Below are 15,019 nucleotides of genomic sequence, written 5' to 3' on the forward strand. Positions count from 1 at the left end.
CCGGCATGTTTGGAGTTGTGCCTTGCAGGGCTGGCAATAAAGGCTTTTCCGTAAAGGACTGTCTCACATGTTTGGTCGCATGTTCGCATGAAGCGTATCCCGGCATTGCAAACACTTTCCCGCGAGCACCATTCGGCGCTGGTTCTGGCCAAGGCCTGTATTCGCGCAGCAGAACTTGATGCCGGCACAGCAATTGCCGTTCAGTGTGCCAATGTGCAACTCGCCTTTACGGCAGAACTGATGCCTCATTTCGACTTTGAAGAGAGGAACTTGCTGCCAGTCTTATCGGCTGCGGGGGACACAGCACTGGTGGAACGTACCCTCAAGGAGCACGAGGCGATGCGGGGAATGGTGCGAACCATTTGCGACCATAACGAGACGGCAGCATTGGCAGCATTTGGCCATTTGCTGGCTGACCATGTGAGGTTTGAGGAAAGGGAGCTGTTTCCCCGCTACGAAATGCTTGTGGAAAAATAAGACGGCATCCGGCAGCCCGAAAAACGACGAAGCCCCGTTTCCGGGGCTTCGCTGTTATATCGGCAGACCGTCAGGATTTACTTCTTGGCGCCATTCACCGCTGCCTTCAGCGTTGCGCCAGCCTTGAAAGCTGGGGCCTTGGAAGCCTTGATCTTCAAGGTCTCCCCTGTTGCAGGGTTGCGGCCGGTACGGGCAGCGCGCTTGCGCACTTCGAACGTCCCGAATCCAACCAGTGCAACGTTGTCGCCTTTCTTCAGTGCGCCGGTGACGATCTCGATCAGAGCGCCGATGGTACGGTCTGCATCTGCCTTGCTGCTGCCGGTCTTGTCTGCCAATGCGTCGATCAGTTCTTTACGGTTCATATCGTTAACTCCCTTGGTTGTGGTTGAAATGCCGGTGTGGATTGTTATGCATCTGTGCGAAATTGGCAATGCTATCCGATGCGAATATGGCGCTGGAGTGCATTCAGGGGCCGGAATCGCTGCGATATGGGGTGGTTGGTATGGCGACTCGTTGGTATGCAAATAGCCCGAAAAAACTCGTTATCGAGAGGGAACCTGTTGAACTGCAAAGCTATTTGCTTTCGAGAGAGTCCTGATGTCATTGAGACGATTGATGGTGATGTAAAACCGGTAGAGGGGTTTCAGCTATAATCGCCATCGACTCGAAGTGCTGCTGGTTTATAACACGCAGTTAAACGGGAAACAGGTGAGGAGATATCCAATGCCTGTGCTGCCCCCGCAACGGTCAGCAAGTGCGGATCTGTCAGTGCGCCACTGTGAGCGATCATGGGAAGGCGACAGATCAAGACTTGCGAGCCCGGATACCGGCTTCGGTCATGGTTCAGGAAATGCTGCGGGTGGGTAGCATGGACGATCCTGATTGATGGCCAGTCGCCGTTTTCAGCTTCTTCTGGCGGTTCCCGCCGCCGCATTTCCTGTGTTTTTCATTCCAACGGGGACGCTTGGAATTACTCAGGAAATATCTCATGCAAATCAGAAATGGAATCTTTGCCGCACTGTTATGTGCGGCGCTTGGTGTTGCCCATGCGGCAACAGATGAACCAACCGACAGAGCGGCATTGCCGGAAATATTGGTTTCCGCTTCGCGCTTTGAAGAAAGTTCAAATCACGTACCCGCCAACGTCAAGGTCATTACGCGAGAGGAGATCGAGAACTCCAGTTCAAATAATATCCCAGAGGTCCTGTCCCAGCTTGGCGGGCTGGTTGTAAACGGCACCAGCCTGGGGCAGCTCGGGCTGGGTGCTTCGGTTGATATGGGAGGATATGGAGCAACGGCAAATAGCACGACTCTGATCCTCCTTGATGGTCAAAGGTTGAACCCTATCGATTCGTCGGCCGTCTCATGGGAGTCGATCCCGCTGGGTTCCATACAGCGTATCGAGATCTTGCGGGGGGGAGCCAGCGTACAGTATGGCAACGGCGCGGTGGGCGGAGTGATCAACATCATCACCAGGAACACTGGTGCGAAAGTCAACGATGTGACGGTCAAGGCAGGCAGTTTTGGCACGGTCATGACCAATGCAGACCTGAACCTGGGCTCCGGAAACACGGTCCTGAAGTTGAATGCCAATGCGGCAAACACCGATGGCTGGCGGGAAAACTCGGCTGCGGACCTGTATTCTTTTGGCGGCAAACTGACCGAATTCCTGGATGGACCGGATCAGATCTACCTGGGAGTCAACGCAAGTCATTCGAATGCCCAGGCTCCCGGTGGCGTGATGGGAGAAGTCGGACAAGGCAATCCGCAACTGGCCAAGTTCAACAACGTGGGCTCGGCCAACAAGGTCGATAACAGCCGTGTCTGGCTGGGGGACGTACAGCGCCTGAGCGATGAGCTGACATTTGAAGGGGAGGCGATGTATGGCACCCGAACGTCGAACTTCTATCAGCCATATTATTCCAGCCAGGCTGCCTTCAATGCAGGTTTTGCAAGCCCAAGCAATAACAGTTTGCAAAGCTGGTCCTGGAACCTGACCCCGCGCGTGAAAGCGGACTGGGGCAAATGGGGAACCACGGTCGCAGGGTATGACTTTAACAAATCCAACGAAGGTTCAAGCGACCAATACAGTGCCTTGGCGCAACAGAACCTGACTCTCTATGGAGCAAGCCGCATGAACGATAGCGGCAATGCAACCTTGCTAAGCCGCTCGCCCTATATCATTGAGCGTTTTCCGCTGTCTTCATCGGTCGAAGTGAGTGGAGGTGCCAGGCGCCAGACCCAGGCGGCAACTGCGTACGATGCCAATGCGTATTCTCCTGCTGTCAATGCAAGCAAGACCTATTCGGCGAATGCTGCTGACCTGGCTGTCAACTTCAATTATCTCGATGGGCAGAAGGTGTTCGTCAAATGGAACCAGTCTTTCCGCTTCCCCAATATCGACGAGTTCTGGGGATGGGATCCTGTAACGTTCAACCGGATATTCAATGGCATCCTGCAGCCACAGGTGTCCCAGACCTATGAAACGGGCGGGGAATGGAATGTCTGGCAGACCCGGTTGACGGCCTCGCTCTTCCAGTCGGATACGCAGCATGAAATCAGGTATGACCCGAACACGGGGGCCAATGCGAATGATCCCAATGTGATCCGTCGAAAAGGGATCATGTTCGATTCGACCACCTCCGTCACCCAGAATCTGATTGTTTCACTGGGCGGGAAGCTGCAGAAATCCCGCTACGCTGGTGGCGCCTACAATGGCAATACCATCAGCCTGGTACCGGACGCCACATTCAATGCGCGCGCCAGTTACACGCTCGATGCCCATTGGGGACTCGGCGGGGTGATGACCTATATCGGTAGCCAGTATTACGATGGGGATGTGACCAATACGCTGCACAAAATACCATCCGCAACCGTTGCGGATGTGTATTCAAGCTATAAATCCGGTCCATGGGAAGCGCGCTTTACCATCAAGAACATTGCGGGGAGCAACTATGCAACGACTGGAGGGCATGGGAGTGTGAGCATGCCCAATGGAACGTTTGTATCAAGTTACTACTACTATCCGAGCGACCCCAGAGCGTATTACCTGACGCTTAAATACGCTTATTGAGCAGGTCGGTGGCGGCCAGACGGCTGAAGCAAACCGCACAACGCCATCATCGGTTCGGTCGTACAATCAAGCCCCAACGCATGAATCATTCATGGCCGGTTGGGGCTTTTTCCTTCCATGGTCAATGTCCGCCAGCCTTGCTGCAACAATTACCGGCGCTGGCCATCGCCACCCCAATGTCCGCCACGCGATCGCATCGGGATGGAAGGGATAGGGCGTCCTGCGGGCGCAAAGCGGGCGAACGGCCTGGTGCGGACAGATGGGACGGCTTGTGCCGGGCGGCTGTACCCGCCGGGAGGCGGCGGTCCAACCCGGTAGCCGGGTTGCCATCCACCATAGTAGTAGCCGTAAGGAGCATAAAAGTTGCCGAAACCATAGGGCTCATAGAAACCCATGGGGTAGTCGACGGCATCCATGTTTTCAAACCCATCTTCTTCATCGTAGTAGCCGCCACCCATACCTGCGCAGCCGCCGAATGCCAGCAGCAGGACAAGGAGCAGCCAGCGGGCAGGGCGACGTAGCAGGGGGAGGTTCATTTCGCCCCCTCGCTGCTGTCGGTGCCAGTCCATTCGAGCAGGCCGAAGGTCGCACCGGCAGGATCGGCGACGACAGCGACCATGCCACCGTGTCGGTCCGGATGCGGAGCAACCAGGACCTGTCCGCCGAGCGTCCTCACTTTGGCGGCAGCTTCGGCGGCGTTCGATACCCGGATGAAGTTCAGCCAGTGAGGAGGGGATGTATTGGCTCCTGGCGGAAGCGTGTTCGAGCTGGCGCGAGCGTAGTTGTCGGTCGCCAGGAAGAGGTGCTCAAGGCCGTCATCGCTGGGAAAATCAAAGATCTCGTAGCCAAGAATCGCTTGGTAAAAAGCGGCGGCTTCCCGGGGATCGCTAGTCACCAGGGAGCTCCATATCCACTCTCCGGGCAGTGCCTGTACATCCGCAGGGTCGCCGCTGCTCGACTGGAGCGCGCCGAATACCGCGCCTTGGGGATCGGCAAATACCGCCTGCTTGCCGCGCTGCAGATACATGCGCGGCTGCGAGATTTCCTTGCCGCCATGGGTCAGCACGCTCCGTTCGGCTGCGACGATGTCCTTCACGGCGATGAAGGTCAGCCATGCCGGGTGCCGGTGCGGCCGGAGCGCGCGTTGCACCAATCCCCCGACGGGGGCGCCGTCGAGCAGGGCGACCGCATATTCCGTATTCCGGCCATGAATATCACGAAAGGTCCAGCCGAACAGTCCGCCATAGAAGCGTTTGGCGGCAACCAGGTCCGGCGTGACCAGGTCGGCCCAGATCATCTTGCCCGGATGGTGTTCGCCGCTGGCCGGCTGGGCGATGGGTGGAAGCTCAAAGGCAGTGGCAGAAGCAACCGCGACGGTTGCGGTGGCCAGGATGAGTCCGATGCACCATTGCCTCAGGCCGGATCTGTTGCGCGGTCGCCATGCGCTCATAGGGAAGGGCCTCCTGTTTGCGCCGAAAGCTGCAGGCGTCGACGGCCAACCCTAATTCAAGATCCGGCAGGCGGCAATTTAATATTTTTTTAAGATCGGCGCGGACCGCGCACAACGGGAGATCGGGATGTTGCGGCGGCATCGAGGGCCGGTCGCCATGTGGAGGTGCGGCAGCGGGGAGGGGGTTACCGACGTTCCTTTTTCATCGCCTGCGCCGCTTCACGCTTGGATTCGCGTTCTTTCTCGGTCGCACGTTTGTCGTGCTCCTTCTTTCCCTTCGCCAGGCCGATGTCGAGTTTGACGCGGCCTCCCTTGTAGTGCATGTCCAGCGGCATGATGGTGTAGCCGGCACGCTGCACCTTGCCGATGAGTTTGTCGATCTCGTGCTTGTGCAACAGCAGCTTGCGGGTGCGGACAGGATCGGGATGGATATGGGTGGAAGCGTTCTGCAGGGGGCTGATGTGGGAGCCGAACAGGTACAACGCGCCATCCTTGGCCAGGACGTAGGCTTCCTTGAGCTGTACCCGTCCTGCGCGGATGGCTTTGACCTCCCACCCTTCCAGCATGAGCCCGGCTTCGTGCTTTTCTTCGATGAAGTAATCGTGGAAGGCTTTTTTATTCTGGATAATGCTCATTGGACGATGTGTTTTGCCTGGTGTTGCGATATTCTACCAGCCTTTGATTTGGCAGCTCGGTAAAGCAATGGCCCTGGTAGAGAAAACGGTGTTGGTCCCGCACACGGCGGAGCAGATGTTCAATCTGGTTGATAGGATAGAGGAATATCCCCAGTTCATGCCATGGTGCGGCGGGGCAAGCATCCAGGACATGCAGGGTACGACGATGCATGCCACGCTGCATATCGATTACCACCACATCAAGCAGCATTTCAGCACCGAGAACAAGCGCAATCCGCCGCAGCAGATCGACATGACGCTGCTGGACGGTCCCTTCAAGCACCTGGACGGCAGTTGGCGATTCATCCCCTTGAGCGACGAAGCCTGTAAAATAGAATTCCGCCTGCAATACGAATTTTCCAGCAAATTGCTGGAAAAGCTGGTGGGGCCGGTGTTCCACCATATAGCGAACAGTTTCGTGGATGCCTTCATCCATCGCGCAGACAAGGTTTATGCGAACAAATGAGTGACGAGAAGATAAGTATCGAAGTGGTTTACGCGCTTCCCGCCGAGCAGACGCTGCTCAAGCTGGAGGTGCCGCAGCCGACGACCATCGCCGATGCGATCAGGCTTTCCGGATTGCTCGACAAGCATCCCGAGATCGACCTGGAAAAAGGCAAGTTCGGCATCTTCGGAAAATTGAGCAAGCCCGACACCGTATTGCGCGAAAAAGACCGCATCGAAATCTATCGCCCGCTGATCGCCGATCCGAAAGAGGTGCGCCGCAAACGCGCCGAAGAGGGCAAGGCGATGAAGAAGGGCGGCGGCGACCTTTGATGCTGGACTACGACCTTCACTGCCACTCCAACGTCTCCGACGGTACGCTCACGCCGACCGAACTGGTGGCGCGTGCCGCCAGCCGCGAAGTAAAGGTGCTGGCGCTGACCGATCACGACGATGTGGCCGGGCTGGAGGAAGCGGCCAGGGCGGCTGCGAGTCATGGCATTGCATTCATCAACGGCGTCGAGATATCGGTGACCTGGCGCAAGCACACCCTGCATATCGTCGGCTTGCATATCGATCCCGAATATCCGGCGCTGGTCGAAGGCCTGCGCAACATCCGCAGCGGTCGCAGGCATCGTGCCGAACTGATGGCCGAATCCCTGGCGCGCAGCGGCATCGGCGGCGTACTCGAAGGTGCCTATCGCTATGCAGCGAATCCGGACATCATCGGGCGTACCCATTTCGCGCGTTATCTGGTTGAGATCGGGCACTGCAAAGACGTGCGCAGCGTGTTCAATCGCTATCTGGTGAATGGCAAGCCCGGCTACGTGCCGCATCAGTGGGCGGATCTGCAGGAAGCGATCTCGTGGATACGCGGGAGTGGCGGTATCGCCGTACTGGCCCATCCGGGACGCTACACTTCCGGCCGCAAGCCGATGGGCAGGATGACGTTGCTCGAATTGCTGAAAGAGTTCGTCGAGTTGGGCGGGCAGGGCATCGAGGTGGTGAGCGGCAGCCATACGCCGCCGCAGTATGCCGAGTTCGCCCGCTATGCCCGGGAATTCGGGCTGCTGTGTTCCTGCGGTTCGGACTTCCATGGCCCCGGAGAGAGCTATCGCGACCTCGGGCGGTTGCCGGATTTTCCGCTGGAATGCCGGCCGGTGTGGACTTCGTGGGAAACGGCGGCAGCCTGAACGATGGCGCAGTTCTTTTCCGTTCATCCCGACAACCCGCAGCCTCGCCTGATCAAGCAGGCCGCAGAGATGCTGCGCGACGGCGCCGTAATCGTCTATCCCACCGATTCCGGTTATGCTCTCGGCTGCCATCTGGACGACAAGGATGCGGTGACGCGCATCCGGCAGATACGCGGCCTGGACGAGAAACACCTGATGACGCTGATGTGTCGGGACTTGTCCGAACTGTCCAGGTATGCACGCGTGGACAATGCCCAGTTCCGGCTGCTCAAGAACAATACGCCGGGCAGCTATACTTTCATCCTGGAAGCAACCCGGGAAGTGCCGCGCCGCTTGCAGCATCCGAAGCGAAGCACGATAGGATTGCGCATCCCCGACCATCCGGTCGCACTGGCCTTATTGGAAGAACTGGGCGAGCCACTGCTGAGTTCCACCCTGATTCTGCCCGATGCCGAGCAGCCCATGACGGACGTGGATGAAATACGCGGACACCTGGAACGCCTGGTTGAACTGATCATCGCCGGCGGTCCGGTAGGGACCGAATCGACCACGGTGATCGATCTGACAGAGGCTGTGCCGGTATTGCTGCGCAGGGGCAGGGGAGAAGTCGCACATCTGGGAATAGAGGAATAAATGAATCTTGATGCACTGATACAAACCATCGCGCTTGCCGCCATCCCGGTGCTGTTCGCCATCACCTTGCACGAAGCGGCGCACGGCTACGCGGCACGCCATTTCGGCGACCTGACGGCTTACCAGCAGGGACGGATATCATTGAATCCGCTGCACCATATCGATCCCGTCGGCACCATCCTGTTGCCGCTGCTGACGTTGTTCGTGGGCGGCATCCTGTTCGGCTGGGCCAAACCGGTGCCGGTGAATTTCGCCGCACTGCGCCGACCCAAACAGGACATGTTCTGGGTGGCCCTGGCAGGGCCGGCATCCAATCTGGCCATGGCCCTGATATGGGGCCTGATGATCAAGCTGGCATTGATGTTCCCCGGCAATTATTTTGCCGAACCGCTGATAGGCATGTCGCAGATCGGGGTTACAATCAATGCCGTTCTGCTGGTGCTGAATCTGTTGCCGCTGCCACCGCTGGATGGTGGCCGCATTGCGATCAGCCTGCTGCCGCACAGGCAGGCTTACAAGCTGTCGAAAGTGGAGCCGTATGGCATGGTCATCCTGATCCTGCTGGCAGTGGTGCCCGTCGGCGGGCAGCCGATATTGGGCTGGATTCTGACGCCGCTGGTGAGCGGCGTGATCCGGGTGATTGAAACGATTTTTTAATGTTTACCGTCAAGTAGAACTATGTTTGCTGATCGCGTGTTATCCGGAATGCGCCCCACGGGCAGCCTGCACCTGGGGCATTACCACGGCGTATTGAAGAACTGGGTGGAAATGCAGCACCAGTACGAATGCCTGTTCTTCGTGGCCGACTGGCACGCGCTGACCACGCATTACGACTCCCCCCAGGTCATCGAACAGAGCGTATGGGACATGGTCATCGACTGGCTCGCGGCCGGTGTCGATCCGGCGCAAGCCACCCTGTTCATCCAGTCGCGCGTACCGGAACATGCGGAATTGAACCTGTTGCTGTCGATGATCACCCCGCTGGGCTGGCTGGAACGGGTGCCGACCTACAAGGACCAGCAGGAGAAGCTGACTTCCAAGGACCTCACCACCTATGGTTTCCTCGGCTACCCCCTGCTGATGAGCGCGGACATCCTGATCTACCGCGCCACCAAAGTGCCGGTGGGGGAGGACCAGATCCCGCATATCGAGTTCACGCGCGAACTGGCGCGCCGCTTCAACCACATGTACGGGCGCGAACCCGGATTCGAGGAGAAGGCCGAAGCCGCAGTGAAGAAACTCGGCGGCAAGAAAGCCAAGCTGTACGCCGAATTGCGTACGAGGTTCCAGGAGCAGGGCGACGACGAGGCGCTCGAATCCGCCAAATCCTTGCTCGACGAACAGCAGAACCTGAGCCTGGGCGATCGCGAGCGCCTGTTCGGATATCTCGAAGGCGGCGGCAAGATGATACTTTCCGAACCGCAAGCCATGCTCACCGCAGCTTCGCGCATGCCCGGACTGGACGGCCAGAAGATGTCCAAATCGTACAACAACACCATCAGCCTGCGCGAAGACGAAGCTGAAGTGAGCAAGAAGATACGCACCATGCCGACCGATCCGGCGCGCATCCGCCGCACCGATGCGGGCGATCCGGAAAAATGTCCGGTCTGGCAGCTGCACAAGGTCTATTCCAGCGATGCCATCAAGCAGTGGGTGCAGCAGGGATGCAAGAGCGCCGGCATCGGCTGCATAGAATGCAAACAGCCTGTCATCAGCGGCGTGCTGGAAGAACAGAAGCCGATGCGCGAGCGCGCACAGCTCTATCTGGACGACCCCAGCCTGGTGCGCAACATCATCGCCGACGGCTGCGAGAAAGCGCGCAAGCTCGCCAACGAAACCATGCGCGATGTGCGCGAGGCGATGGGACTCGGTTACAACTGAACATGAGCGAGACGGAAGCACAGCCCCTGCAGCAAGCGGCCAATCCGGTGGCGCATATCCACGGCGAACCGATCACGGAGATGCCGCTGGACCTGTACATCCCGCCGGATGCGCTGGAGGTGGTGCTCGAGTCTTTCCAGGGGCCGCTCGACTTGCTGCTCTATCTGATCCGCAAGCACAATCTCGATGTGCTGGATATCCCGATGGCGGCGCTGACCAAGCAATACATGGTCTATATCGAGGCGATGCAGCGCCATCGTCTGGAACTGGCCGCCGAATACCTGCTGATGGCGGCGGTGCTGATCGAGATCAAGTCGCGCATGCTGTTGCCGCGGCCGCCCAAGGCAAGCGAAGAGGAGGTCGTGGAAGATCCGCGTGCCGAACTGATGCGCCGCCTGCTCGAATACGAACAGATGAAGCTGGCCGCACAGAAGCTGAACGAACTGCCGCAGGCCGGGCGCGATTTCGAGCTGGTACAAGTGCTGATCGAGCGCACCGTGATCGAGCGGCTGCCCGCTGTCAGCGTGGAAGACCTGCGCAATGCATGGCTGGCATTGCTCACCCGCGCCCGGGTGAACGCGCATCACCGCGTACGGCGCGAAGAATTGTCGGTACGGGAGCAGATGACCAAGGTCTTGCGGCAATTGCGCAATACCGATTTCGTGTCGTTTGAGAGCCTGTTCGAACTGGATGCCGGCATTCCGGTGCTGGTCGTCACGTTTATCGCCATCCTCGAACTTGCCAAAGAGAACCTGGTCGAGATCACGCAAACCGAAAGCTTGGGGAATATCTATGTCAGAACCAGTCGAGCCATTACTGCCGAGTGAAGCGCATACCGCTGTCGTGGAAGCGGAGCATGCGGTCGATGTCGTGCTGCTGACGCGCATTTTCGAAGCGGCCTTGCTCACCACGCAGGAGCCCTTGTCCATCGCCGAACTGAAACGCCTGAGCGAGGTTCCGCTGGAAAGCAGGATGGTCGAGGAACTGCTGCAGCAATTAGCGCAGAAATATGCCGACAGCGGTATCGAATTGAGTCGCGTCGCCAGCGGCTGGCGTTTCCGTGCGCGTCCCGAGATGCAGCAACACCTGGACAAGCTCGATCCGCAGAAACCCCCGCGCTATTCCCGTGCCGTGCTGGAGACGCTGGCCATCATTGCCTATCGCCAGCCGGTCACGCGCGGCGACATCGAAGAGATACGCGGTGTCGCCGTGTCCTCGCAAGTGTTGAAGACACTGGAAGGACGCGGCTGGATCGAGAGCATCGGTACCCGCGACACTCCGGGCAAACCGGCGCTGTATGCCACCACGCCGCAATTCCTGGACGACCTGAACCTGCGTTCCCTGCAGGAACTGCCAGCGCTGGAAGAGATGGGCTCGTTGCTGGAGGCCGGTATCGCCGATGAACCGGTACCGGCCGAGCCTGCTGCGCTCGATGCCGGAGCGACAGCTTCCGAACCGGAAGCTAACGCAGCCTGACGGACATGGGAAATAGCCATCAATTCACCGGGTCCGTTCCCCCTCCTGTGCGTGGTGGTTGCAGATCCATCGGCTATACAGCCAAGGGCTACCTGGTGCGGGGGCAATCCTTCCGCGTTTGCGCGGGGAAAGCAAACCAATTGCTTCGCGTGTTTCGTCCTAAATGACTGCGATCAAGCGCATCTCTTCGCGCGACAATCCGTTCTACAAGTCGCTGCATAAACTTTCCTCATCCAGCCGCGAGCGGCACGCTGCGGGTCAGACCCTGCTCGACGGCCCCCACCTGCTGCGCGCCTTCCTGGATTCCGGTCACCGCCCGCGGCATCTGTTGCTGAACGAGCAAGCGCTGCAGGAAGCCGAGATCGTCGCCTTGCTCGATGCCTGTGCCGATGTGCCGCAGACGCAATTCGACGATGCGCTGTTCGCACAACTGTCCGAACTCAAAACCCCCAATGGCCTGCTGGCATTGATCGATATCCCCTCTGCCGGGAGCCAGGCTGCGCATAGCCGGCTTGCCTTGATGCTGGAAGATATCCAGGATCCGGGCAATCTCGGCTCCATGCTGCGTTCGGCTGCAGCGGCGGGTTGCGATGCGGTGTTCCTGTCGCCCGGGTGTGCCGATGCGTGGTCGCCCCGGGTGCTGCGGGCAGGGATGGGCGGGCACTTCGTGCTGGATATCATGCAATCGGCGGATTTGCTCAAGGTCGCGACGGAGTTCACCGGCAAGATACTGGCCGCCTCGTTGCAGGCGGAAAAATCGCTGTATGACTGCAATCTGCGCGGAAAACTGGCGTTTGCCATCGGCAACGAAGGGGCCGGATTGTCCAGGGGCCTATTGGATGCGGCACAACAGCATTTCGTGATTCCAATGCCGGGCAAGGTCGAGTCGCTGAATGCGGCGGCAGCGACAGCAGTGTGCCTGTTCGAGGCTGTACGGCAACGGCAATGATTTATGCCGGTGAAATCCGAACCGCTTTTTACTGGTAGGATTCCACTATGTGCCTAGGTATCCCCATGCAGGTAGTCGAAGTCGATGGCGCATTCGCCTGGTGCGAAGGACGCGGTCGGCGCGAGCGGCTCAACACCCTTTTGCTGGAAGAAGTGACTCCCGGCGAATGGGTGTATGCGGTACTGGGGCATGCCCGCGAAAAGCTCACCCCGCAGCGCGCAGCCGAAATCGATCTCGCACTCGACGGCCTGGCCGCTGCGATGCAGGGCGAGGCTAACCTCGATGCCTACTTTCCCGATATCGCGAGACCGCGATGATCCGGGCTATCTTGTTTGCGTCCTGAATGAAATGAGGCTGTCATGAAGATACTCATACTGGGCATCGGCAATACCCTGCTTGCCGACGAAGGAGTGGGGATCGTTGCGATGGAAGAACTGGCTGTCCGATATGGCGAGCGCGAAGACATGGAATTCCTCGATGGCGGCACCTTGTCGTTCACGCTGGCCGTACCGATCAGCGAGTGCGATGCATTGTTGGTGATCGATGCGGCCGAACTTGCTGCCATGCCGGGGACGGTACGGAGTTTCGAGGGCGAGGAGATGGATCGTTTCCTCGGCGAAAATCGCAAGAGCAGCGTGCATGAGGTTGGATTGCTCGACCTCAGGTCCGTTTCGCTTCTCACCGGCCATTGGCCGTCCCGGCGCGCACTGGTCGCCATCCAGCCGGCGCTGGTGGGTTGGGGCGAGACGCTGACGCCGGCCGTGGCGGCGGCGCTGCCGCACATATGCGAAATCGCCGAGGGGATCGTCACGCGGTTCTCTGCCGACATGTAGCTGTAATACGACATGCGATGAGTTGACGCAGCCGATGCTCGCGCGCAGAATTCGCTGGCGTTCCCTGGTTCAACGACCACAAGGAGTCAGCATGAAGCAAGCACAGCAACAACCGGGCTACTTGCCCGGGACCGTAGGCGAAGGCTTGGCGCAGCGCGGGGTGACCCGCCGCGAATTCCTCCAGTTCTGCACCTCCCTGGCTGCCCTGTTGGCGTTGCCGCCCGCGATGGCGAGCGTGATGGCCGATGCCATCAGCAAGGCGCGACGGCAATCGGTGATCTGGCTCTCCTTCCAGGAATGCACCGGCTGTACCGAATCCATCACGCGCTCGCATTCGCCGACACTGGAAAACCTGATCTTCGACCTAATTTCGCTGGACTACCACCACACGCTGCAAGCAGCTTCCGGGGAAGCGGCAGAGCATGCCCGCGCACAGGCGATGAAAGACAACGAAGGCAAGTATCTGCTGATCGTAGATGGCTCGGTTCCGGTGGGCAATCCCGGATTCTCCACCATTGCCGGCATCAGCAACTACGACATGCTGGTCGAGACCGCCAAAGGCGCTGCGGCGATCGTTGCGGTGGGAACCTGTGCAACCTATGGCGGCATCCCCATGGCCAATCCCAACCCGACGGGAGCCGTTCCGGTGAGCGAGATCGTCAAGGACAAGCCCATCGTGAATGTACCCGGCTGTCCGCCCATCCCGGTGGTGATGACCGGGGTGCTGGCGAACTTCCTGACCTTTGGCAGTCTTCCCGAACTGGATGATCTGGGACGGCCGAAATCCTTCTATGGCGAAACGATCCATGACCGCTGCTATCGCCGTCCGTTCTACGACCAGGGCAAGTTCGCGGAGAGTTTCGACGATGAAGCGGCACGGCAGGGCTGGTGCCTGTTCAAGCTGGGTTGCAAGGGGCCGGTGACCTACAACTCGTGCGCGACCACCAAGTGGAACGACGGTACCAGTTTCCCCATCGAATCCGGTCACGGCTGCATCGGCTGTTCCGAACCCAAGTTCTGGGATGCCGGTCCTTTATACAAGGCCTTGTCCATGCCGATATCGGCTTCGACCGCCATGCTGGGCAAAGCAGCCGCGGTCGGCGCCGCCGCCGGGGTGGCGATCACCTGGTACAACCGCTCGACCAAGGCTGCTGCAAAAGCGGCGCATGAAAGAGTGACCGTGCAGGATCTGGTCAGGGAGGACAAATGAACCATCTGGAACTCCTGACTTTCGCACGCGGTAGCGCGTTGAACTGGGCGCTTTCGATATTCGTGCTGGGTATCGTGCTGCGCCTGTTCGAGATCTTCGGCCTGGGACGAAAAGCCGATCTGGCCAGGGCCAGGAGCGACACGCCAGGCAGCGGTTGGCGCACCATGTTCACTCGTTCGATGCCGGTGCCGGGAATGCTGAAACGCGATTCAGTGACCTATATCGGCGGTTATGTTTTCCATTTCGGATTGTTTGTCGCCATCTTTTTCCTGGCAGCGCACATCGAATTCTTCCGCAGCATGACAGGCCTGGTCTGGCCCAGCCTGCCCACAGCGCTGGTCGACGCCCTGGTTGTGGCCGCGATCGTGGCGCTGGTGGTGGTGCTGGCGCACCGGCTCAACAACCGGGTGAAGCGGATGCTGTCGCGATTCGGCGATTACCTGGCCTGGACAGTGACGCTGTTGCCGTTGCTGACAGGCTATCTTTCCTATCATCACCTGCTGTTCGAATACACCCTGATGCTGGCGCTGCACCTGTTCTCGGTCGAGTTGTTGCTGGTGCTGCTGCCTTTCACCAAGCTGTTCCATACCTTCTCCCTGTTCGTCTCGCGCTGGTACAACGGCGAGATCGCTGCGCGCAAGGGAGTGGCATCATGAGCCGAGCTGTGGGGATGGGAGCATTCGAGCATTCTGCCGGCAGCCGATGCCCGGATTTCCGACCCATAAC

The 15,019-nt window shown here is 59.0% G+C and carries 19 protein-coding genes and 1 riboswitch; of the genes, 15 read left to right on the forward strand and 4 right to left on the reverse strand.

Features of this window, described 5'->3' with window-relative positions:
• Nucleotides 1–87 precede the first annotated feature (87 nt).
• A complete protein-coding gene (locus L6418_RS06450; RefSeq protein WP_237248649.1) occupies nucleotides 88–477 on the forward strand; it encodes a hemerythrin domain-containing protein in 390 nt (129 codons plus the stop codon).
• Between the two features lie 77 nt (nucleotides 478–554).
• Here the strand turns inward: L6418_RS06450 and L6418_RS06455 are convergent, their stop codons facing one another.
• Nucleotides 555–839 carry an HU family DNA-binding protein gene (locus tag L6418_RS06455; protein WP_237248650.1) on the reverse strand — a complete coding sequence of 95 codons (285 nt, stop codon included), beginning with the start codon at nucleotides 837–839 and terminating at the stop codon, nucleotides 555–557.
• A gap of 288 nt (nucleotides 840–1,127) precedes the next feature.
• Nucleotides 1,128–1,327, forward strand: a riboswitch (cobalamin riboswitch).
• Between the two features lie 138 nt (nucleotides 1,328–1,465).
• Between L6418_RS06455 and L6418_RS06460 the strand changes: the two genes are divergently transcribed.
• Nucleotides 1,466–3,550, forward strand: a complete 2,085-nt coding sequence (locus L6418_RS06460; RefSeq protein WP_237248651.1) for a TonB-dependent receptor — start codon at nucleotides 1,466–1,468, stop codon at nucleotides 3,548–3,550.
• A gap of 149 nt (nucleotides 3,551–3,699) precedes the next feature.
• Here the strand turns inward: L6418_RS06460 and L6418_RS06465 are convergent, their stop codons facing one another.
• The 3 genes from L6418_RS06465 to smpB all read right to left on the reverse strand — a co-directional run bounded on the left by L6418_RS06465 (nucleotide 3,700) and on the right by smpB (nucleotide 5,635).
• Complete coding sequence (locus L6418_RS06465) at nucleotides 3,700–4,086, reverse strand: hypothetical protein (protein WP_237248652.1); 387 nt, start codon at nucleotides 4,084–4,086, stop codon at nucleotides 3,700–3,702.
• A complete protein-coding gene (locus L6418_RS06470) occupies nucleotides 4,083–5,000 on the reverse strand; it encodes a VOC family protein (RefSeq protein ID WP_237248653.1) in 918 nt (305 codons plus the stop codon). The genes L6418_RS06465 and L6418_RS06470 overlap by 4 nt, the downstream gene beginning before the upstream one ends.
• 185 nt (nucleotides 5,001–5,185) lie before the next feature.
• On the reverse strand, nucleotides 5,186–5,635 hold the full coding sequence (smpB, locus tag L6418_RS06475) for an SsrA-binding protein SmpB (RefSeq protein ID WP_237248654.1): 450 nt from the start codon (nucleotides 5,633–5,635) through the stop codon (nucleotides 5,186–5,188).
• Nucleotides 5,636–5,702: 67 nt separating this feature from the next.
• On the opposite strand from smpB, the gene L6418_RS06480 reads away from it, so the two are divergent.
• From L6418_RS06480 to L6418_RS06540, 13 genes are all read left to right on the forward strand, one after another.
• Nucleotides 5,703–6,140: a type II toxin-antitoxin system RatA family toxin gene (locus L6418_RS06480; protein WP_237248655.1), complete on the forward strand. Its 438-nt coding sequence runs from the start codon at nucleotides 5,703–5,705 to the stop codon at nucleotides 6,138–6,140.
• Entirely contained in the window at nucleotides 6,137–6,451 is a 315-nt protein-coding gene (locus tag L6418_RS06485; protein WP_237248656.1) for an RnfH family protein, read from the forward strand. The genes L6418_RS06480 and L6418_RS06485 overlap by 4 nt, the downstream gene beginning before the upstream one ends.
• Nucleotides 6,451–7,311: a 3',5'-nucleoside bisphosphate phosphatase gene (locus L6418_RS06490; protein WP_237248657.1), complete on the forward strand. Its 861-nt coding sequence runs from the start codon at nucleotides 6,451–6,453 to the stop codon at nucleotides 7,309–7,311. The genes L6418_RS06485 and L6418_RS06490 overlap by 1 nt, the downstream gene beginning before the upstream one ends.
• A gap of 3 nt (nucleotides 7,312–7,314) precedes the next feature.
• Nucleotides 7,315–7,944 (forward strand): L-threonylcarbamoyladenylate synthase, encoded by a 630-nt coding sequence (locus L6418_RS06495; protein WP_237248658.1) that lies wholly within the window; start codon nucleotides 7,315–7,317, stop codon nucleotides 7,942–7,944.
• The gene (locus L6418_RS06500; RefSeq protein WP_237248659.1) at nucleotides 7,945–8,601 is read left to right on the forward strand and encodes a site-2 protease family protein; all 657 of its coding nucleotides are present in this window, start codon (nucleotides 7,945–7,947) and stop codon (nucleotides 8,599–8,601) included.
• Nucleotides 8,602–8,622: 21 nt separating this feature from the next.
• Nucleotides 8,623–9,825 (forward strand): tryptophan--tRNA ligase, encoded by a 1,203-nt coding sequence (locus L6418_RS06505; RefSeq protein ID WP_237248660.1) that lies wholly within the window; start codon nucleotides 8,623–8,625, stop codon nucleotides 9,823–9,825.
• 2 nt (nucleotides 9,826–9,827) lie between these two features.
• A complete protein-coding gene (locus L6418_RS06510) occupies nucleotides 9,828–10,652 on the forward strand; it encodes a ScpA family protein (protein ID WP_237248661.1) in 825 nt (274 codons plus the stop codon).
• Nucleotides 10,618–11,301, forward strand: a complete 684-nt coding sequence (gene scpB, locus L6418_RS06515) for an SMC-Scp complex subunit ScpB (RefSeq protein ID WP_237248662.1) — start codon at nucleotides 10,618–10,620, stop codon at nucleotides 11,299–11,301. Before L6418_RS06510 ends, scpB begins: the two co-directional genes overlap by 35 nt.
• 163 nt (nucleotides 11,302–11,464) lie before the next feature.
• Entirely contained in the window at nucleotides 11,465–12,250 is a 786-nt protein-coding gene (locus tag L6418_RS06520) for an RNA methyltransferase (RefSeq protein WP_237248663.1), read from the forward strand.
• Nucleotides 12,251–12,297: 47 nt separating this feature from the next.
• Nucleotides 12,298–12,567 (forward strand): HypC/HybG/HupF family hydrogenase formation chaperone, encoded by a 270-nt coding sequence (locus L6418_RS06525; protein ID WP_269807837.1) that lies wholly within the window; start codon nucleotides 12,298–12,300, stop codon nucleotides 12,565–12,567.
• 42 nt (nucleotides 12,568–12,609) lie between these two features.
• Nucleotides 12,610–13,083, forward strand: coding sequence for a HyaD/HybD family hydrogenase maturation endopeptidase (locus L6418_RS06530; protein WP_237248665.1), 474 nt, complete (start codon nucleotides 12,610–12,612; stop codon nucleotides 13,081–13,083).
• Nucleotides 13,084–13,174: 91 nt separating this feature from the next.
• Complete coding sequence (locus L6418_RS06535) at nucleotides 13,175–14,293, forward strand: hydrogenase small subunit (protein ID WP_237248666.1); 1,119 nt, start codon at nucleotides 13,175–13,177, stop codon at nucleotides 14,291–14,293.
• Complete coding sequence (locus L6418_RS06540; RefSeq protein ID WP_237248667.1) at nucleotides 14,290–14,949, forward strand: hypothetical protein; 660 nt, start codon at nucleotides 14,290–14,292, stop codon at nucleotides 14,947–14,949. The genes L6418_RS06535 and L6418_RS06540 overlap by 4 nt, the downstream gene beginning before the upstream one ends.
• Nucleotides 14,950–15,019: the final 70 nt, after the last annotated feature.

Origin of the sequence: Sideroxyarcus emersonii (assembly GCF_021654335.1) — a bacterium.
Taxonomy (GTDB): Bacteria; Pseudomonadota; Gammaproteobacteria; order Burkholderiales; family Gallionellaceae; genus Sideroxyarcus; species Sideroxyarcus emersonii.